We start from the raw sequence: 20,424 nt of genomic DNA, 5'->3' as shown, positions 1-20,424 counted from the left end.
CAGGTTTCAGCGCGAGACGCGGACGGTCATCTTCCGCAGGCCGCGGACGACCACGTGGCGGCGGTACTCCAGCGAACCCTCGTCGACCTCGAAATCGGTGAACCGTTCGGCGACGGCCCGGAAGGCGAGCTCGGCTTCGAGCATGGTGAGACTGGAACCGATGCAGAAATGCGGGCCCGCGCCGAAGGCCAGTTGCATACGCTTGGTGGTACGGGAGATCAGGAACCGGTCCGCCTCGGCGAATTCGGCCTCGTCCCGGTTCGCGGCGGCGAGCAGGAGGATCACCACGGTCCCGGCGTCGACGTCGAGACCGGCGACCGTGGTCGGGCTCAGCGCGACCCTGGCGGTCAGCTGGACCGGCGCGTCGTAACGGAGCACCTCGTCGGCCATCGGCGCGGCCAGCGCCGGGTCGGCCCGCAGCAGCGCCAGCTGGTCGCGGTTGTGGTGCAGCGCGAGGATGCCGTTGGTGATCAGGTTCGTGACCGACTCGTGCGCGGCGGCGAACAACGTGACGAGCACGTTCGTCACCTCGTGCCGGGCCAAGGTCTGCCCACGGTCCTCAGTCCGGATGAGGCTCGACACGAGGTCCTCGCCCGGCGCGCGGCGGCGTTTGAAGATCAGGTCCGCGAAATAGGCGTGCATCGACGCGCACGTGCGGTCGACCACGGCCAATTCCTCCGGGGAGAGCAGGCCCAGCCGCCGGAACCCGGCGACCAGCGTCGGAAGCTCGGTCGCGAGCGCGAGGTCGTCCGACCACTCCTTGAGAACGTCCACATCGGACATCGGGACGTCGAGGAGCTCGCAGATGATCCGGATCGACAGCAGATTGGCGAATTCGCCGACCGCGTCGAATTCGTCCGCGCCGGCGATCTCCGAGAACAGTTCGTCGACGATGTTCTCGATCCACGGGCGATAGCGCGCGGTGATCCGCGGGGTGAAGGCCTTGGAGATCAGCCGCCGCTGCCTGCCGTGGTCACCGCCGTCCATGAAGAAGATCGAGTCGAGAACCTGTTTCGCGCCACTGTTCGGCACCAGGCCACGCAGGCCGGGCGAGTCCAGGGTGTCGTTGCCCATCGCCGGATTCCGCATCACGTCGAGACAACTCGCGTAATCCCCGACGACCACCGTGCCGTCCGGCGTGACGAGCGGGCTCGCGGCCCGCAACCTGGCCAGGGTCGGATGCGGATCGATCCGCATGGCGGGGTCCAGCAGGACGTGAAGCGGATTCCCCGGTTCCGCCACCCGTTCGCGTTCGTCGAGCGAAGTCATTCTCAGCGCCCCCGTGGTCGAGTCGATGGACGCCACTCTGCCCGCCACACCGCCGGCCGCACACCTCCGTCTTTGCTCCGCTGCCATGCTCATGACCTGGTAATACATCTGTTCTTCCGATGTGCCCGATGCACTCGGCGGCCTGGCTCGCGCTTCGGCGGCGGCCGTAGTTTCGGAGCCATGTCTGGTGGGGAAGATTTCGCGCGGTCCGGATCGGTCGCGATCGTCGGCATGGCCTGCCGGGTCGCGGGAGCGGCGGACGTTTCCGGGTTCTGGGGTGTCCTGCGCGCGGCGGAGGACATGGTCACCGAGGTCCCGGCGGGCCGCTGGGATTCCGGTGGTGACGCCGGTTCGCGGCACGGGTCGTTCTTGGCCGACGTCGAGGGGTTCGACGCGGCGTTCTTCGGCGTGTCACCGCGTGAGGCCGCGGTGCTCGACCCGCAGCAACGGCTCGCGCTCGAACTGGCGTGGGAGGCGTTGGAAGACGCCCGGCTGGTCCCCGCCACCCTGCGCGGCCAGGACTGCGGCATGTTCCTCGGCGCGATGCGGGACGACTACGCCCGGCTGGCCCAGGAACTCGGTGTGACCACCCAGCACAGTTTCACCGGCCTCCAGCGCGGACTGATCGCCAACCGCGTGTCCTACTTCTGCGGACTGCGCGGCCCGAGTATCACCGTCGACAGTGGACAGTCATCCTCCCTCGTCGCGGTGCATCTGGCCGCGCGGAGCCTGCTCTCCGGCGAATCCACCATCGCGCTGGCGGGCGGGGTGAACCTGAACCTGGTCCCGGCGAGCGCGCGCGAGGCCGAGAAATTCGGCGGCCTGTCCGCCAGCGGGCGTTGCCGCACTTTCGACGCGGCTGCGGACGGTTTCGTGCGGGGCGAAGGCGGCGGCATCGTCGTCCTCAAGCCGCTGGACGCCGCGATCGCCGACGGCGACCGTATCTACGCGGTGATCGCGGGCAGCGCGGTCAACAACGACGGCGGCGGCGCCGGTCTCACCGTGCCGGACCGGGCGGCCCAGGAACAGGTGCTGACCCAGGCACTCGAAAGCACCGGTCTCGCCCCGGACGCCGTCGGCTACGTCGAACTGCACGGGACCGGGACCAAGGTCGGCGACCCGATCGAGGCCGCGGCACTGGGCGCCGTATACGGCCGTCACCGGTCGGCGCCGTTGCCCGTGGGGTCGGTGAAGACGAACCTCGGACATCTCGAGGCCGCGGCCGGGGTGATCGGGCTGATCAAGGCGACGCTCGCCGTCCACCACGGGGAAATCCCGCCCAGCCTGCACTTCCGCGAGCCGAACCCACGGATACCGTTGGACGAGCTCAAGTTACGCGTCTGCACTGAGGAGATCCCCTGGGACGCCGCCGAACGTGCCGCAGGCGTCACCTCACTCGGGATGGGCGGCACGAACTGCCACGTCGTGCTCACCACGGCTCCGGAGGCGGCACCGCCCACGGCCGTCGCGGGACCGCCGTCCGCGGCTTGCGTGGTCTCGGGCCGGACGCCGTCCGCGCTGCGCGCGCAGGTCGACCGGCTGCGGGCCCATCTCCGCGCGCGTCCGGACCAGGACTTCTCCGAGCTCGCCTGGTCGCTGGCCACCACGCGGACCGCGTTCGAGTACCGGGCCGCCGTCGTCGCGGGCGATCGGGCGGAACTGCTGGCCGCGCTGGACGAGGTGAGCACCGAGGTACCGGAAGCCGTTCCCGGCTGGTCCGCGGAGCTGCGGTTCGGTTCGGCGCCCGGAGACTTCGGCGACGTGTTCCCCTCATTCACCACGGCGTTCACCGAAACGCTCGCGCTCTTCGGCGAACGAAGGGACAACGCTGCGGCCCGGACCTTCGCTGCCCAGGTCGCGATCCACCGCCTGCTGACCGACGCGGGGATCGAGCCGGAAGCGGTGTCCGGCGAAGGGATCGGCGAGTTCGCGGCGGCGTACGTGACCCGGACGATCCCGACGGGCGAGCTGATCGACGCGGTGCTCGCCGCTCCGGCGGCGGGACACGCGGGCGAAACGGCCGTGCTCACGACTTCGAACGGACGAGAGATCCCGATCCGGTCCGGCGTCCGGGGATTCCTCACCGCGGTGGCTTCCGCGTACATCGAAGGCGCCTCCGTGGACTGGACCGCGCTGTTCCCAGGTGGACGGCCGTCGACGGTGGACCTTCCCGGGTACGCCTTCCAGCGCGAACGCCACTGGCTCGACACCCTCCCGTCCGCCGAGACATCGTCCACAATGGATACCGAGCGCACGGTCGCCGGAGCCGTGCTCGGCAACGCCGCGGCGGTACTCGGGCTCGACGGCGGGGACGACACGCCACCCGGCCGGTTGTTCACGGAGCTGGGCTTCGACTCGATCATGGGCGCGGAACTGGCCAGGCGGCTCACCGAGGCACTGGGCGTGACCGTGCCCGAAACCGTGATCTTCGACCACCCCACCCCCGAAGAACTCATCCGCCACCTGGGTTCGCTGCTGACCGGCGAGGAGCCGGAGCGCCGTCCTCCCGCGACGGTCTCGGAACCCGCCGAGGCACACGAGCCGATCGCCATCATCGGTATGGCCTGCACTTTTCCCGGCGGGGTCCGCGATCCGGAAGGGCTCTGGCGGCTGGCGGCCGACGGCACCGACGCGATCGGGGAACTCCCCCGCGACCGCGGCTGGGACGTCGACTCGCTCTACGACCCCGATCCGGGCAGGCAGGGGCATTCCGTCACCCGCAACGGTGGCTTCCTGTACGACGCGGCCGAATTCGACGCGGGGTTCTTCGGGATTTCACCGCGCGAGGCGCTGACCACCGACCCGCAGCAGCGCCTCCTGCTGTCCGCCGCCTGGGAAGCGTTCGAGGACGCTGGCATCGTCCCGGCGAGCCTGCGCGGCAGCCGTACCGCGGTGTTCGCGGGCGTCATGCACCACGACTACGCGCCGCGCGTGCACACCGTGCCGGACGGACTCGAAGGGCACCTGATCACCGGGAACACCTCCAGCGTGGTCTCCGGGCGATTGTCCTATGTGTTCGGTCTGCACGGCCCTTCGGTGACGGTGGACACCGCTTGCTCCTCGTCGCTCACCGCGCTCCACCTCGCGGCGCGGTCACTACGCTCGGGGGACAGCGATCTGGCGCTCGCCGGCGGTGTCACCGTGATGGCGACGCCGGAGATGTTCGTCGAATTCTCCCGGTTGCGGGGCCTCGCCCCGGACGGCCGCTGCAAGTCCTTCGCCGCCTCGGCGGACGGCACGGCGTGGGCGGAAGGCGTCGGCGTGCTCGTGGTCGAGCGGCTGTCCGACGCACGACGGAACGGGCACCGGGTACTGGCCCTGATGCGGGGCTCGGCGGTCAACTCCGATGGCGCGTCGAACGGCCTGTCCGCGCCGAGCGGACCGGCTCAGGAGCGGGTGATCCTGGACGCGCTCGCCGACGCCGGTCTTCGTGCCTCAGACGTGGACGCCGTCGAGGCGCACGGCACGGGCACCACCCTCGGCGACCCGATCGAGGCACAGGCGCTGCTCGCCACCTACGGCCAGGCACGGCCGGCGGACCGTCCGCTGCTGCTCGGTTCGCTCAAGTCGAACCTCGGCCACGCCCAGGCCGCGGCCGGCGTCGGCGGCGTGATCAAGATGGTTCAGGCGATGCGGTACGGAATGCTGCCGAAACTGCTGCACCTGGACGAGCCGACCCGGCACGTGGACTGGTCGGCGGGCCGGGTCGAACTGCTCGCGGAGCACACGCCCTGGCCGAACACTGGCCGCAAGCGCCGCGCCGCGGTGTCGTCGTTCGGGATCAGCGGGACCAACGCCCACGTCGTCCTCGAGGAGGCCCCGGACGAACCTGAAACGGCCCCCGAGACCGCTCCGGTCGTGCCGCTGATCCTCTCGGCCCACAGTGAGGAAGCGCTGAGGGAGCAAGCGGATCGGCTGCGCGACCGCATCGGGTCCGACCCTGCGCTCGACGTCCACGACGCCGGTTTCACCTTGGCGAGCGCGAGGACCCGCTTCGCCCATCGGGCCGCCGTGCTGGGCGGTGATCGCGAAGAACTCCTCCGCGGTCTCGCCGCGCTCGCCGCCGGGGATTCGGCGGCGGAGGTCCTCACCGGCGCGGACAAGTCGGATCCACAGCCGGTGTTCGTGTTCCCGGGCCAGGGCAGCCAGTGGGTCGGGATGGCCAAGGAGCTGCTGGACACCAGCCCGGTGTTCGCCGAACGCATGGCGGACTGCGGACGGGCGCTCGAACCACACGTGGACTGGCTCCTGCCGGAGGCCTTGGCCGACAAGGCGGCGCTGGAGCGCGTCGACGTCGTCCAGCCGGTGCTGTGGGCGGTGATGGTGTCGATCGCCGCGCTGTGGGAGTCGCACGGGGTGCGGCCCGCCGCCGTCGTCGGCCATTCTCAGGGCGAGATCGCGGCGGCGACCGCGGCCGGCGCGTTGTCCCTGGAGGACGGCGCGCGGGTGGTGGCGTTGCGCAGCAAGGCGATCCGGGCGCTGTCGGGCCGGGGCGGGATGCTTTCGGTCGCGCTGCCGAGAGCTGAGGCCGGGCGCCGCATCGAGCGCTGGGACGGCAGGGTGTCGATCGCGGCGGCGAACGGGCCATCGGCGACGGTGCTGTCGGGTGATCCGGCGGCGCTGGACGAACTGACCGCCGAACTCCGTGACGCGGGCGTGAGGTCCAGGCGTCTTCCGGTCGATTACGCCTCCCATTCCGCCCACGTCGAGGAACTCCACACTCCCCTGCTCGAACTGCTGGCAGAGCTGGCTCCACGAACGAGCGAAGTACCGTTCCACTCGACGCTGACCGGCGACCTGATCGACACCGCCTGCCTGGACGCCGAGTACTGGTACCGGAACCTGCGGAACCCGGTCGAATTCGACCGCGTGATCCGGCGGCTCGCGGACGAAGGACACGCGTTGTTCGTCGAATGCAGCCCGCATCCCGTGCTCACCGTGGGGTTGCAGGAGATCCTGGACGAGTCCGCTCGCGAGGGCGTCGCGCTGGGCACGTTGAGACGAGACGAAGGTGGCCTCCCCCGCTTCCGGCGCTCGCTCGCCGAAGCCGCGGTGCACGGGGCCGGAGTCGACTGGGACACCATCTTCCCCGGCGGCAAGCTTGTCTCGTTGCCCGCCTATCCCTTCCAGACGGAGCGTTTCTGGCTCACGCCGTCCACCGGGGCCGCCGGGTCGGCGTCCCTGGGCCTGCGGGACGCGGGCCACCCCCTTCTCGGCGCCATGGTGACCCTCGCGGACGGTGACGGATCGCTGTGGACCGGCAGGCTTTCGCTGTCGACCCAGCCCTGGCTGGCCGACCACGCCGTGAACGGCACAGTTCTCCTGCCCGGAGCGGCCTTCGTGGAGCTGGCCTTGCACGCCGGTGACCGGATCGGCTGCCGCCGGGTGGAGGAGCTGGCCTTGGAGAGCCCGCTGATCATCCCGGCCGACGGCGCCGTCGAACTCCAGCTCACGGTCACCGCGGGTGAACCGGGACGACGAAGCTTCACCGTCCACTCGCGGCCCGCGGATTCCGACGGCGAATCGGGCTGGGTCCGCCACGCCACCGGGTCCCTCGCCACTCCCACCGCACCCGCGCGGGATCCGCGCGAGTGGCCGCCGTCGGGAGCGGAACCCGTCGAGCTCGACGACGCTTACTCGCGCCTCGCCGACATCGGTTACGAATACGGTCCCGCCTTCCAGGGACTTCGCGCCTTGTGGCGGCTCGGCGAGGAGCTGTACGCGGAGGTCGCGCTGCCAGGCGAACCGCCAGCAGGATTCGGCATCCACCCCGCGCTGCTCGACGCTTCCCTGCACACGATCCTCGCGGGCCGGACGGGAGACGACACCGTACGGCTTCCTTTCGCCTGGACGTCGGTCGATCTTCACGCGACCGGCTCGACCTTCCTCCGGGTGCACGTCACCCCGGCTGGAGACGACGCGGTCACCCTGAGCCTGTCCGACGGGGCGGGCGATCCCGTCGCGACGATCGAATCGCTCACCCTCCGGCAGGTCGACCTCGCCAAGCTCGCCGGGCCGAGGGCGAATCGCACCCTGCTGCGTGTGGACTGGATCCCGGCTCCGGAGGCGCGGGCGGAGACCCCCTCGTTCGCCGTCTTCGACGATCTGGCCGCGCTGCGCGCTGCACTCGCCGATGGCGGGGCACTGCCCGATCTCGTCGGCGTCCATTGTGGACCCGCAGACACCTCGGCGGATCCCCGCGCCGTCACGATCGAGGCATTGGACCTGGTACGGGACTGGATCACCGACGAGGCCTTCAGCGCCGCGAAGCTCGTCGTGCTCACCCGGCGGGCGATCGCCACCACCGCGGACGACCCGCCGGAAACCACCGGCTCCCCGGTGTGGGGACTGGTCCGCGCCGCGCAGTCCGAGGCGCCGGACCGCGTGCTGATCGCCGACCTCGACCACGAAAGCACACCGGAGCAGGCGCTCGCCGCGGGAGAACCGCAGTCGGCGGTCCGCGGCGGCCGGGTGCTCGTGCCCCGGCTCGTCAGGGCGACCGAACCCGCCGGACAGCGGGAAAGGCCGTTCGATCCTGACGGGACGGTGCTCGTCACCGGCGGCGTCGGCAGCCTCGGCGGGCTGATCGCCGAACATCTCGTCACCGAACACGGAGCACGCCACCTGCTGCTCACCGGCCGCCGGGGCATGGACACCGAAGGCGCCGGCGAGCTGGTCGCCGAGCTGACCAGGGCAGGCGCGCGAGTGACCGTGACCGCCTGCGACGTCGCCGACCGGGACCGGCTGGCCGAGGTGCTCGCCGCCGTCCCCGCCGGGCACCCGCTGACCGCGGTCGTCCACGCCGCCGGCGTACTGGACGACGGAACGGTCGAATCCCTCACCGAGTCCAATGTGGACACCGTGTTCCGGCCGAAGGTAGACGGCGCGCGGAATCTGCACGAGCTCACCGAGGGGCTGGACCTCGCCGCGTTCGTGCTGTTCTCCTCGATCGCGGGCATCATCGGCAACGCCGGCCAGGCGAACTACGCGGCGGCGAACAGCTATCTCGACGCCCTCGCCCACCATCGCCGCGCACTCGGCCTGCCCGCGACGTCGCTCGCCTGGGGACTGTGGGCGCTCGACACGGGAATGACCGGACATCTGTCCGAGACCGACGTCGCCAGGATGGCCCGCCGCGGCCTGCTGCCTCTACCGACCGAGCAAGGGCTCGCGGCGTTCGACGCCGCGCTCACCGGCGCTCCCGCGCTGCTGGTTCCGGCACGCCTCGACGTCACCGCGCTGCGCCATCAGCGTTCGCCCCTGTTCTCCGCGCTGGCCGCGCCGTCGCGACGCGTCGCGGCCGCCGTGCGGGAAGCCGGCGCCGCCGGACCCTCGTTGCCGCCGGAACGGGACGAGGCGGCGATGACCGAGCTCGTCCGGCGTACCGTCGCGGCGGTACTCGGCCACACCACGAAGGACTCGGTCGTGAGCGACCGGGCGTTCCAGGATCTCGGTTTCGACTCCCTCACCGGGCTGGAACTGCGTAACAGGCTCGGGGAGGCTGTCGGGCTGCGCCTGCCCGCGACCCTGGTCTTCGACCATCCGACTCCCGGCGCGCTGGCCGAGTACCTCGCCGACAGGTTCTGGGGGGACCAGGCACCGCGACCCGCCGAGAGCACCCCCGCGCCGGTCCGGGCCGTCGACGACGATCCCGTCGTGATCGTCGGTGCCGGCTGCCGTTATCCGGGCGGGGTGGAATCGGTGCGGGACCTGTGGGAGGTGTTCGCCCAGGGCCGCGACGTGGTTTCGGAGTTCCCCACCGACCGGGGCTGGGATCTGGCCGGGATCTACGACCCGGATCCCGAGACACCGGGCAAGTCCTACGTCCGGCACGGCGGTTTCCTCACCACGGCCACGGAATTCGACGCGGAGTTCTTCGGGCTGTCGCCGCGCGAGGCACTCGTGATGGATCCCCAGCACCGGCTCCTGCTGGAAGTCTCCTGGCACGCGCTGGAATCGGCGGGGATCGATCCGGCCACGCTGCGCGGCAGCAGGACCGGTGTCTTCACCGGCATCATGGGCGGGGACTACGCGCTCCCGCTCGCCGAGCTGCCGGAAGACCTCGTCGGCCAGGTGTCGGTCGCCAACGCCGGCAGTGTCGCGTCCGGCCGGGTGTCGTACGTGTTCGGTTTCGAGGGGCCCGCGATCACCCTGGACACGGCGTGCTCCTCGTCGCTGGTGGCGATGCACCTGGCCGCCCAGTCCCTGCGTAACGGGGAAAGCGAACTCGCGCTCGCCGGTGGTGCCACGGTGATGGCCACCCCGAAGCTGTTCGTGGAGTTCTCCGAGCAACGTGGCCTCGCACCGGACGGGCGGTGCAAACCCTTCTCCGCCGAGGCCGACGGCACCGCCTGGGCCGAGGGCGCCGGGATCGTCGTCATGGAGAAGCTGTCCGACGCCCGGCGCAACGGCCACCCCGTCCTGGCGATCCTCAAGGGTTCCGCGATCAACTCCGACGGCGCGTCGAACGGTCTCACCGCGCCCAGCGGCCGGGCACAGCAACGCGTCATCACCGGCGCCCTCGCCGACGCCGGGCTGTCCACACAGGACATCGACGTGGTCGAAGCGCACGGCACCGGGACCACCCTCGGCGACCCCATCGAGGCCGGAGCGCTGCAAGCCACCTACGGACAGGACAGGCGTCACCCGTTGCTCGTCGGTTCCGCGAAGGCCAACCTCGGCCATGCCCAGGCCGCCGCGGGAATCGCGGGTGTGCTCAAGATGATCGAGGCGATGCGTCACGGCACCCTGCCCGGGCTGCTCCACGACCGGCCCAGCACCCACCTCGACTGGAACGACGGCGGCATCGCGCTGATCACCGAACCGACGCCGTGGCCGGAGACGGACCGGCCGCGCCGAGCCGCCGTGTCCGCGTTCGGGATCAGCGGCACCAACGCGCACGTCATCCTGGAACGACCCGAGCCGGAAACCCCCGAACCCGCCCCGGCGCGAGGAGGTCCGCTGGTCCCGTGGATCTTCTCCGCGGCATCACCCGGCGCGCTGACGGAACAGGCACGGCGGCTGGCGCGCCACCTCACGCCCGCCGGCAATGCGCTCGATTTGGCTTACTCCCTGGCCACGACGCGTGCCCGGCACCGCTACCGCGCGGTGGTGCTCGGCCGCGACACCGGCGACCTGGTGACCGCGCTGACCGGCACCGCCCAGTTCACCGGCGAGGTCGCCGACGGACCGGTCGCGGTGGTCTTCCCCGGCCAAGGCAGCCAGTACCCGGGAATGGCCGGGCGGCTGCGCGAGGATCTGCCGGGCTTCGCCGAGGCATTCGACGAGGTGTGCGCGGAACTTGATCCGCACCTGGACCGTCCGCTCGCGGACGTCGTCTTCGCCGCGCCGGGCACCCCGGAGGCGGCGCTGCTGGATCGCACCGACTTCACCCAGCCCGCCGTCTTCGCCGTCGAAGTGGCCGTGTTCCGGGTGCTGACCGGATTCGGGGTACGGCCGGGGCTGCTCGCCGGGCATTCGGTCGGCGAGATCGCCGCCGCCCACGCCGCGGGCGTGTTCTCGCTTTCCGATGCCGCCACGCTGGTGGCCGCGCGAGGACGGCTGATGCAGGCCCTCCCCGGCGGTGCGATGGTCGCCTTGCGCGCAGGAGAGCACGAACTCGAAGACCTGCTCGCGGAACAGCCTGACCGGGTCGGGATCGCGGCTGTGAACGGCCCCGGCTCCGTGGTGATCTCCGGTGACGAGGACGCCGTTCTGGCGCTCGCGGCGACCGTCACCGCAGGCGGTGGCCGGGCGACGCGGCTCGCGGTGAGTCACGCGTTCCACTCGCCGCACATGGATCCGATGCTGGCCGGCTTCCGGCGGGTGCTGGACACGTTGGACTTCCGCCCGGCGCAGGTGCCGATCGTCTCGAGCGTGACCGGAGAACGGCTCGAACCGTCCGAAGCGAGCACCCCGGAGTACTGGGTACGGCACGCCAGGGACACCGTCCGGTTCGGCGACGCCCTGCGCACGATCGCCGCCGAAGGCGCCCGCACCATCGTCGAAACCGGACCCGGCAACGCCCTCACCACACTGGGACAGCAGGCCCTCGCCGACCACGCGATCGAACTCGTGTCCTGTCTCCGACGGGGCAGGCACGAGACCGAGACGCTGGGCGCCGCGCTCGCGACGCTATACACGCGAGGGGCCGGCGTGGACTTCTCACCGTGGTACGAAGGCGGCCGCCGGGTGGACCTGCCCGGCTACGCCTTCCAGCGCAGGCGCTACTGGATCCACCGGCGACAGTCCACAACGGACACGGTCGCCACCGAACCCGTCTGGCGGCTCAGGAATCCCCGGGTACACCCCCTGCCGACCGGGAACTGGCTGGTGATCGCCCCACCGGCGGACGACCTCGACGAACGGGTCACCAAGGCCGAGCGGGCACTGAGTGAACGCGGCTGCCCGGTACGGACCGTCCGGCACACCGGCTCCGACGGCTGGACGGAACGGCTCGCGGAGACCGCCCCCGACGGCATCCTCTGGCTCGCGGGCACGACGTCCGACGTGCTCGCGCTCGTCCAGGCCTTGGAACGGACCTCGATCGAAGCACCGGTCTGGGCGGTGACCACCGGCGCGATCGCGACCGGTCCCGCGGACGGGCCGCCGGATCCCTGGCAGGCAGCCGTCTGGGGACTCGGGCGCGTGGTCGCGCTCGAAGCACCACACCGCTGGGGAGGGCTCATCGATCTGCCGCCGGAACCCGGCGACGCCGACTGGGCGCACGTCTGCGAGGCACTGACCTGCGACGACGGCGAAGACCACTTCGCGGTGCGTGCCGACGGACTCCACGTGCGACGGCTGAGGACGCTCGAGTTCCCGGAGACCGGGGCGGGCTGGCGACCGTCTGGCACGGTCCTGGTCACCGGCGGGCTCGGCGCGCTGGGCAAGCGGGTCGCCCGATGGCTGGCTGCACACGGCGCACCGCATCTGGTCCTCGCCGGCCGTCGTGGCGCGGAGACGCCGGGAGCCGGAGAACTGCGCGCCGAACTGACCGCGCTCGGTGCCACCGTGACGATCGCCGCCTGCGACGTCGCCGATCGGGAAGCACTGCGAGCCCTGCTCGCCGAGCATCCGGTGACCGGTGTCGTGCACGCGGCCGGGCTCCTCGACGACGGCGTACTGGACGCCCAGTCCGCGCGACGGCTGGAGGCAGTGTTCGAGGCGAAGGCCGGCGCCGCCTGGCACCTGCACGAACTGACCAGGGACCTGCCGCTCGAACAGTTCGTCCTGTTCTCCTCGATGGCGGGTACCTTCGGCGCTCCCGGTCAGGCCAACTACGCCGCGGCGAACGCCGCCGTCGACGCGATCGCCCAGCACCGGGCGGCACTCGGGCTGCCTGTCACCGCGGTGGCTTGGGGGCCGTGGGCGGACGAAGGCATGGGGACCGCGGTCCCGGGACAGAGCCATCACGAAGGGGTGTCGGGCATGAGCGCGGAGACCGCGCTGGCGGCGCTCGATCGCGCGCTCGCCCGCCCGGTGGCCGTGCAGGCGATCGGCGACGTCGACTGGACCGGATTCGCCCCCGCGCACACCGCCACCCGGGCCAGCCGGGTGTTCGACGAACTGGTGGAGGGTCGGCAGGTGGACACGACGGCCGAGATGTCGCTGAGCGACCGGCTCGCCGGGGTATCCGCCGACGAACGCCGGACCGTCTTGCTCGACCTGGTGGTGCGCGCGGTCGCCGCGGTCTCCGGTCACGACGACGATGTGATCGGCGTGCACCAGCCGTTCCGCGACCTCGGGATGGATTCGCTCGCCGCGATCCAGCTCCGCAACCGGCTCAACGCGGAGACCGAGCTCCGGCTCGCCACCACCGTCGTCTACGAACAGCCGACCCCGGCCGGGCTCGCCGGACACCTCGACGAATGCCTCGGCGACGACCGGGCCGACGCGACACGGACCGTGCTCGCGAAACTCCGGGAGCTCGAAACCACTCTGTCCACTGTAGACATCGATGCCGAGATAGCCGAGAGGCTCGAAGCGATGGCGCTCAAGGCGCGCCCGGCGCTGCCCGGCGACGACGACCTCGACTCGGCGTCGGAAGACGAACTGTTCGACCTCATCGACGACGTCCTCGCCTTCGACGACGACGCGTCGGCCGCCTGAGAAAAGGAAAGCAGGGAAATGAGCACTGATATCCGAGAACCGCTGAAGGCAGGCCGTCCGCACATGCCCGGCTATGGCACCCAACAGTGTGAAGCCGGGTTGCTGCCCTGGTCCTGGGCCGACGACAAACTCCGGGCCACGATGAACTACTGGGTCGCGACCGTCCGGCCCGACGGCAGGCCGCACGTGATGCCGGTGTGGGCGGCCTGGGACGGCGAAGCCCTCTGGTTCGGCAGCACCCACACCTCGCGCAAGATGCGCAACCTGCGCGCGGATCCCCGCTGCACCGTCACCATCGACGACGCGCTCGACCCGGTCGTCCTCGACGGCGTCGCGGAGTTCGTCACGGACCCGGCGGCCATCGCCACGTTCGTCGAAACGGCCAACGCGAAGTACTCGTCGGCCTACAGCTACGACCCGGACGTCAACGCCGTCGTGGCGATCCGGCCTGCCTGGGCGTTCGGCATGCGGGCCGAAGACTTCACCGGGACGCCCACCAGGTGGCAGTGGTAGCCGGCTCCCCGCCTCTCACACGACGAAGGGAGCTTTCCTCGCGTCTCACGCGGGGAAAGCTCCCTTCGCCTTCGCTCAGCGCAGGTTCAGCAGCAGCCGGGACGGCCGCTTGAAGGCGCTGTCGGTCCACTCGACCTGGTCCGGGTCCTCGGCGAGCGACAGCCGCGGGTGCCGGTCGACGAAGGCGCCGATCAGTTCCTGCATCTCCATCCTCGCCAGGTTCGCGCCGAGGCAGAAGTGCACCCCGCGGCCGAAGGTGAGATGGGCCTTCTCGTCCCGGTCGAGGCGCAGCTCCCGCGGGGCGTCGTAGATCGTCGGGTCGTAGTTCGGCCCGACGAAGGACGCGACGACCGCCTCACCCTTGCGGATCGTTCCGGACGCCAGCTCGACGTCCTCCAGCGCCACCCGGAGCGGAGCGCCGTCCCCCGGTACCTCGACGCGCAGCAGTTCCTCGACCGCACTGGGGATCAGACCGGGCTCGGCGACCAGGCGGTCGTAGTGCTCACGCGGGGCCAGCAGCCGCAGGAACGCACGGGACAGCACCGATCCGGTCGTCTCGTGCCCGGCGAGGAACATCCCGATCGTGTTGCGCACCAGCTCGTCGTCGGTGAGCCGGTCGCCTTCGTACCGCGCTTGGATCATCGTCTGGAGCACGCCGTCGCCCGGCAGGTGGCGGACCTGCTCGATCAGTTCGACGCAGTACGCCGCGAACTCCATCAGCGCCGCGGTCTGCTCTTCGATCCCGAGGCCGCCGGACGGGAGCAGGAGATCCGACCAGTGCCGGATCCGCTCGGCGTCGATCCCCGGTACCCCCATCACCTCGCTGATCACCTCGACGGCGAACGGGAACGCGATCGTGCTCACCACGTCGACGACCGGACCATCGAGCCCGTCGATCATCTTGTTGGCCATGGTGCGCACCCTGGGCCGCCACTCCTCGACCTTGCGCGGGGTCAGGGTCCCCGCCAGCAGGCGCCGCAGCCGGGTGTGCCGGGGCGGGTCCATGTTCATGATGATGTCGGGGTCGACGGTGAAATCGAGACCGTCGGCCTGCCTCGGCGCCCCCTCGTACGTGAGGTTCCGGCTGAATCGCTGGTCGCTGAGCACCTTGACGACGTCGTCGTACCGGACCGCGAGCCTCGCCACGTCGCCGCTCTGCAGCCGTACGTTGCCGAGCGGGCATTCCCGCAGACGGCGTTCGTAGTCGTCGACAGGGCGGCCGCGCGGGCCCAGCGGGAACGGGAAACTTTCGAGTTCTTCAGCCATGGTCTTCCATCCTCACCGTGGGTGCCGGTGCCGCGGCCTTCGCGGATGCCGGTTCTTGCCGATACAGAACGAGCCGCGGCCGGCGCCGAGTGGAGAACCGCCGCATGACAGGGCGTTCCACGCCCGCGTGGAGCAGCCAGGACAGCGTGAGCGTCACCGCGAACAGCAGTGCCGACACGCCCAACGCCGCCGGTGTGCCCCACTGGTCCCCGATCCACCGCACCCCGAAGGTGAGCACCAGCCAATGCACCATGTAGAAGGCGAAGGAGACTTCACCGAGCCACACCATCCGGCGGCCCGCCAAGAAGGTCGGCCGTCCGTCACGGTCGGCCACCGCGGCCGCCGCGATGAGCAGGCCGAGGGGCACCACCGTGACCGCCGTCAGCTTGTAGGTCATGGGGAACAACGGCGCCACCGCGTAGGCGGCCAGCGAAAGAACCGCGGCCCAGCCCAATCCCAGCGGGAGGCGGCGCCCTTCCAGCACGACACGCGCCAGCAGAATGCCGAACACGAAGTCGAGCAGGCGTACGGGCGCGAACGCGTAGACGAACCAGAACCGCGGCACCGACGTCTCCGCGTACCAGAGGTAGGGCTCGTTCGGCAGGGAGGTCGCGGCGATCGGGACGAGCAGGATCATCGCGACGACCACGCCCGCCCAAAGCCACAGCCGGTCCGGCCGGATGCGGCGGATGTACCGGAACAGCAAGGGGAACGACAGGTAGAACAGCACCTCGCAGGAAAGGGACCACGAGACGATGTTGAAGCCGCCGTCGACCGGCGCCCATGCCTGCAACAGCGACAGGTTCAGCGCCGCGGTCCCGAAGTCGAAGGTCTCGTTCGCGACGAGCCCCAGCAGCAACGCCGCCGCGACGAAGGTGACGACGTGGTTCGGGTAGATCTTGAAGAACCGACGCCGCCAGAACGTCCGCGCCGTGTCCTTCTCCCGCGCGGACCAGGCCAGCACGAATCCGCTGAGCACGAAGAAGAAGCCGACACCGGTGAAACCGCCCTGGATGAACGTCGCCGTCATCGACCTCTGGACGCCGTCGGAGGCGAACAGATCCGCCAGGGTGAGATGGGAGAGAAAGACCGCCAACGCGGCGACGAAGCGCATCCCGGTCAGCGACGGCAAGCGCGCGGCCCGCGCGTTTCGCGCCGCCCGACGACCCGGAACGGCCGCGGACGCATGGGGAATGTCCATGCCCCCATCGTCAGCGGCCGCTCCTCAGCCGGGCATCTCCGCCGGTGCGGACCTGATCTAGGGGTGCGCCCGCGGCGTGTTGCGAAAGCCACTTTCGCAACCTTCAACGTTGTGAAAGTGGCTTTCGCAACGTCGGCCGAGTGGACCAGCCGAACAGGCCGCTGCGGCAACCGGTCAGGAAGCCGAAACCGAGTAGCTGTTCGCCGAGAAGTTCATCCCGCCGCGCGACGACGTGATCTCGAAACCGAACTGCACTTCACCGACCGTCACGTCGCCGTACCACCCGCGATTCTTGATCCAGTTCAGCACGGCGAGCACATCGACCGAACCCGCGTTCGTGTTGGAGGTACGCAGGAACGAGAACACCGCGTTGGCACCGTTGCTCCCCCGGTAGACGTCCCAGGTGTGGCCGCCGACCGACACCGTGGTCTCTTTCGAACCGATCGCGCCCACGGCGCCCTGCTTGTTCATCCACAGCATGATCTCGTAGGCGTTGTTGTTCGCCCAGATGTCGTAAGCCGTCGCGTAGGCGCCGCCACCCGGCCTGGAGACGTTGAAACTGCTGGAAAGGCTCCGCAGTCCGCTCAGCTGGCGGCCGACGTTCTTCGCCGAATGCGGATACGACTTCACCCCACCGGTGTTCGGGTGGTCCGCCCAGACGCCGAAGTTGCTGTAGGAGTTCGCCCAGATCGACTGCGGGCCGGCGCCGCCGCCCCAGACGTTGTTGCGGACGGTGTAGCCGCCGTTCGACCAGGTCCCCCACTTGTCCGAAGAGCTCCAGGTGGCGGCCTGCGCCGTCCCTCCCACCGCCAGGACGGCGACCAACGCCACGACGACACCGCCGATCAAGGATCGTGCTTGCCTACGCATAGCCGGGTTCCTTCCGTGTCTTTTCACCAATGGACCGCTACCGCAGAGAAAACGTGCTGATTCTCGAATCGGAGGTGAAGACGAGATAGACGTCGTGCCGCCCGCTCGGTCCGGATACCGTCGCGCTGGTGGTCGAGTACGTGTACTTGTCGCCGGTGCTGGCGATCCGCGCGGTTCCGACGAGCCTGCCGCGCGGACCGCCGAGCCGGATTTCCACAGTGGACGTTCCCGGTTCGGCACGAGCAGTTCTGGCGGTGAACGTCCTCGCCCCGGACCGGAAGTCCACATCGCCGAAGCGCAGCCAGTCTCCCGCGCCGGCACCGACCGCGTCCCCGCGGGCCTTGCTTTCGTCGACCAGTTCGACACCCGAGTAGTCGTCGAAGTCGATCGCCCTGGTGTCCCGGGACAGATCGCGCGGCGGGATCCGCTCGCCACGCACGGGCAGCGCCGAGCGCAGCCGGATGTCGCCGGCGGACGCGCCGACCATCACCTCGTGGACGGACGATTCCAGCACCCATCTGCCCCGGGTGACGTCCCAATGCCGGAGATCGGGTACCGACAGGCGCACCGTCTTGGTCTGCCCGGGCTCCAGGCGCACCCGCTCGAAGTCGCGGAGCCGCTGGTTCGGCTGCTTGTCACGGGAGACGAGCTGATGGGTGTAAAGCTGCACCACCTCGTCACCGGCACGTTTCCCGGTGTTGGTCACCTTCACCGTGGCTTCGAACGTCCCTTGTGGACCAGGCTTGCCGAGCCGCAGATCGCTGTAGCGGAAGTTCGTGTAGGACAGGCCGTGACCGAAGGCGTAGAGCGGTTTTCCGGTGAAGTACTGGTAGGTGCTGCCGCGTTTCATGATGTCGTAGTCGAGGATGTCCGGGAGCTCGGCGTCCGAGCGATACCACGTCTGGGTAAGACGGCCCGCCGGGTTCACGTCGCCGTACAGCACGTCGGCCAGTGCGTTCCCGGTCTCCTGTCCGGCGTGTGAGGTCCAGACGATCGCCGGGATGTTCTCCTGCTCCCAGTTCAAGGTGGTGGGATAGCTGTTCTCGACCACCACGACGGTGTTCGGATTCGCCGCGCGCACGGCCTTGATCAGCTCGCTCTGGCTCCCCGCCAGCGCCGTCGAGGTGCGGTCGTGGTCTTCCCGGCCGTTGATGAACGGCATGCTGCCCACGACCACGACCGCCGTTTCGGCCGATCGCGCCGCCTTCACCGCGCTGTCGATCCCGGACGTGATCCGCTCCTTGCGGAACTTCGTCGCTCCCGCCGCGTTCGGCGAGCCCAGGGTCAGCGTGCCGTCGGCGGCGACGGTGAGGTAGCTGTTCGGCCCGTCCCAGTCGTTCGGGAGTTCGTACCCGGCGTACCTGATCACGACCGTGCCGTCACCGGCGTCCTCCAGCTTGAACTGCTGATGGACGAACCAGTCCCGCGGTTGCGGTGCCTGGTTGAGGAACGGGCTGGTGGCGTCGGCGAGATTCTGCCGCTCGACGTACTTCCCGTTCGCGACGCTGCGCAAGGTCAGCACCCCGTCGCCCCACTCGAACGCGTCGAACTGCTCCGTGGCCCCGGCACTGGTGGCGCCCGTCTTGAGCACCGCGCCCGCATCGCCCGCGCCGCCGCTGAGGTACTTGCCGGTGGCGGCATCGCGCAAGGCGATCCTGTCCACGGCTTCGGTGTCGGTGACCTGTGCTCCGCCGCCGAGCCGCGCGCGGATCCCGTCCGCCGGGGTGACCTTGTACGGCAGTCCGCCGGAGTACCAGTCGGTGTACAGCGTCTTACCCAGCGGCCCGATGACCGCCACTCCGCGTTTCGGGTCCAGCGGCAGGGCGCCGCGGTCGTTCTTCAGCAGCACCATGGCTTCGCCCGCCGTCTTGCGGGCGAGCTGCCGATGCGCCGGGCTGTTGACCACGTCCTTGCCGATCTTGGCGTACGGCCCGCCGTCCGGGTCGAAGTCGCCGAGCCGGAAACGGACGCTCAGGACGTGCTTCACCGCCCTGTCGATGTCGGCCTCGGCGAGCAACCCCTTCGCCAGCGCGGACGTGATGATCTTGATGGTCGGGCCGGGGTTCTGGTTGTCGACGGTGAAGCCGTCGAGACCGGCTTTGAGGGTGGCCGCGAAGCCTTCCTCGTTGGTCGCGTAGTACTTCTCGGAACCTGTCAGGTTGTACGGGGCGGAGGCGTCGCTGACGTTGTAGAGCGTCTTGCCGGTCCAGGTTCGCACGACGTCGTTCAGGTCGGGGTTCACCGTCGCGGGGCGTCCGTTGACGAGGTTGTACGAACCCATCACGCCGGTCGCCGCATCGGCCGCGATGGCCGGTTGGAACGCCTGCTCGTCGTATTCGCGCAGCACTCGCGGACGCAGGTTGGACGACGTGGTGTCGCGGCGGATCTCGTTGTTGTTAGCCAGGTAGTGCTTCAGCACCGGAGCGGTCTTGAGGTAGTGAGGGTGATCGCCGCTCATCCCCTTGCCGTACGCCGTCGAAATCGCCCCGGTCAGCAGGGGGTCTTCGGAGTAGCCCTCCTCGTTGCGTCCCCATCGCGGATCACGCAGCAGGTTCACCACCGGCGCCCACAGCTGGAGCCCCCAGAATCCGGGATCCTGCGAATGGTAGCCCCGCGCCTCGTCACCGACGACCGCGCCGACCTGTTTGATCAACGCCGGGTTCCAGGTCGAAGCGAGTCCGATCGCCTGGGGGAAGACCGTGGCGTTCGCGGTCACGACGGCGCCGTTCGTGCGCTCCGTCGTCCAGCCGAGGCCGTGGAGCGCCTCGGTTCCCGTCTTGAATTCGGGGATGCCCAGCCGCGGGATCGCCGGCTGGAACTGGTGCAGCAACGACACCTTCTCCAGGAGGGTCAGCCGCCGCACCAGGTCGTCCACCCGCGTGTTCAGCGGAAGGCCAGGATCTCGGAACGGAAGGGCGTTCAGCTCGTCCGCGACCGCGGGTGAGGCGAGGCCCAGCATCAGGGCGACCGTCATGGTGAACATGCCCAGCCGGCGGGGGCGGACGAGGTGAGCGGCTCTGCTCATGAAGACTCCATCGCGAGTAATCGAAGCGCTTCGATGAAACGGGCGGCGATATTCGGCGAGTTTAGAGCGGTGGTGATCGAGCGAGAGATTCGATTGTCGAAACGATTCGACAGTCGCGTTACGGCGATGCTAGCGGACAGCACACGGCGAGACAATGGCTCCTCGATCA

General features: G+C 69.9%; 7 protein-coding genes. 2 read left to right on the top strand and 5 right to left on the bottom strand.

Going from position 1 to position 20,424, the window contains the following annotated elements:
* Nucleotides 1-6: 6 nt before the first annotated feature.
* Nucleotides 7-1,269 (bottom strand): cytochrome P450, encoded by a 1,263-nt coding sequence (locus ACZ3HL_RS24295; protein ID WP_465533890.1) that lies wholly within the window; start codon nucleotides 1,267-1,269, stop codon nucleotides 7-9.
* Nucleotides 1,270-1,449: 180 nt separating this feature from the next.
* Here ACZ3HL_RS24295 and ACZ3HL_RS24290 point away from each other — a divergent pair, with 180 nt between their 5' ends.
* Nucleotides 1,450-13,380 (top strand): type I polyketide synthase, encoded by an 11,931-nt coding sequence (locus tag ACZ3HL_RS24290; RefSeq protein WP_465533889.1) that lies wholly within the window; start codon nucleotides 1,450-1,452, stop codon nucleotides 13,378-13,380.
* 18 nt (nucleotides 13,381-13,398) lie between these two features.
* Nucleotides 13,399-13,893 carry a TIGR03618 family F420-dependent PPOX class oxidoreductase gene (locus ACZ3HL_RS24285; RefSeq protein ID WP_465533888.1) on the top strand — a complete coding sequence of 165 codons (495 nt, stop codon included), beginning with the start codon at nucleotides 13,399-13,401 and terminating at the stop codon, nucleotides 13,891-13,893.
* Between the two features lie 75 nt (nucleotides 13,894-13,968).
* On the opposite strand, the gene ACZ3HL_RS24280 is transcribed toward ACZ3HL_RS24285, so the two are convergent.
* From ACZ3HL_RS24280 to ACZ3HL_RS24265, 4 genes are all read right to left on the bottom strand, one after another.
* Nucleotides 13,969-15,159: a cytochrome P450 gene (locus tag ACZ3HL_RS24280; RefSeq protein ID WP_465411261.1), complete on the bottom strand. Its 1,191-nt coding sequence runs from the start codon at nucleotides 15,157-15,159 to the stop codon at nucleotides 13,969-13,971.
* Nucleotides 15,152-16,360, bottom strand: coding sequence for an acyltransferase family protein (locus ACZ3HL_RS24275; RefSeq protein WP_465533887.1), 1,209 nt, complete (start codon nucleotides 16,358-16,360; stop codon nucleotides 15,152-15,154). The genes ACZ3HL_RS24280 and ACZ3HL_RS24275 overlap by 8 nt, the downstream gene beginning before the upstream one ends.
* A 174-nt stretch (nucleotides 16,361-16,534) precedes the next feature.
* Nucleotides 16,535-17,230: a glycoside hydrolase family 12 protein gene (locus ACZ3HL_RS24270; RefSeq protein ID WP_465533885.1), complete on the bottom strand. Its 696-nt coding sequence runs from the start codon at nucleotides 17,228-17,230 to the stop codon at nucleotides 16,535-16,537.
* Nucleotides 17,231-17,267: 37 nt separating this feature from the next.
* Complete coding sequence (locus ACZ3HL_RS24265) at nucleotides 17,268-20,255, bottom strand: glycoside hydrolase family 3 protein (RefSeq protein ID WP_465533883.1); 2,988 nt, start codon at nucleotides 20,253-20,255, stop codon at nucleotides 17,268-17,270.
* Nucleotides 20,256-20,424: the final 169 nt, after the last annotated feature.

The sequence above is a fragment of the Amycolatopsis sp. NPDC000009 genome, from assembly GCF_055563465.1.
This window is presented reverse-complemented; position numbering and strand designations above follow the sequence as displayed.

Coding starts and splice junctions, on each gene's coding strand:
- ACZ3HL_RS24280 (WP_465411261.1), bottom strand. CDS start 15,159: ATGGCTGAAGAACTCGAAAGTTTCCCGTTCCCGCTGGGCCCGCGCGGC.
- ACZ3HL_RS24290 (WP_465533889.1), top strand. CDS start 1,450: ATGTCTGGTGGGGAAGATTTCGCGCGGTCCGGATCGGTCGCGATCGTC.
- ACZ3HL_RS24270 (WP_465533885.1), bottom strand. CDS start 17,230: ATGCGTAGGCAAGCACGATCCTTGATCGGCGGTGTCGTCGTGGCGTTG.
- ACZ3HL_RS24285 (WP_465533888.1), top strand. CDS start 13,399: ATGAGCACTGATATCCGAGAACCGCTGAAGGCAGGCCGTCCGCACATG.
- ACZ3HL_RS24265 (WP_465533883.1), bottom strand. CDS start 20,255: ATGAGCAGAGCCGCTCACCTCGTCCGCCCCCGCCGGCTGGGCATGTTC.
- ACZ3HL_RS24275 (WP_465533887.1), bottom strand. CDS start 16,360: ATGGACATTCCCCATGCGTCCGCGGCCGTTCCGGGTCGTCGGGCGGCG.
- ACZ3HL_RS24295 (WP_465533890.1), bottom strand. CDS start 1,269: ATGACTTCGCTCGACGAACGCGAACGGGTGGCGGAACCGGGGAATCCG.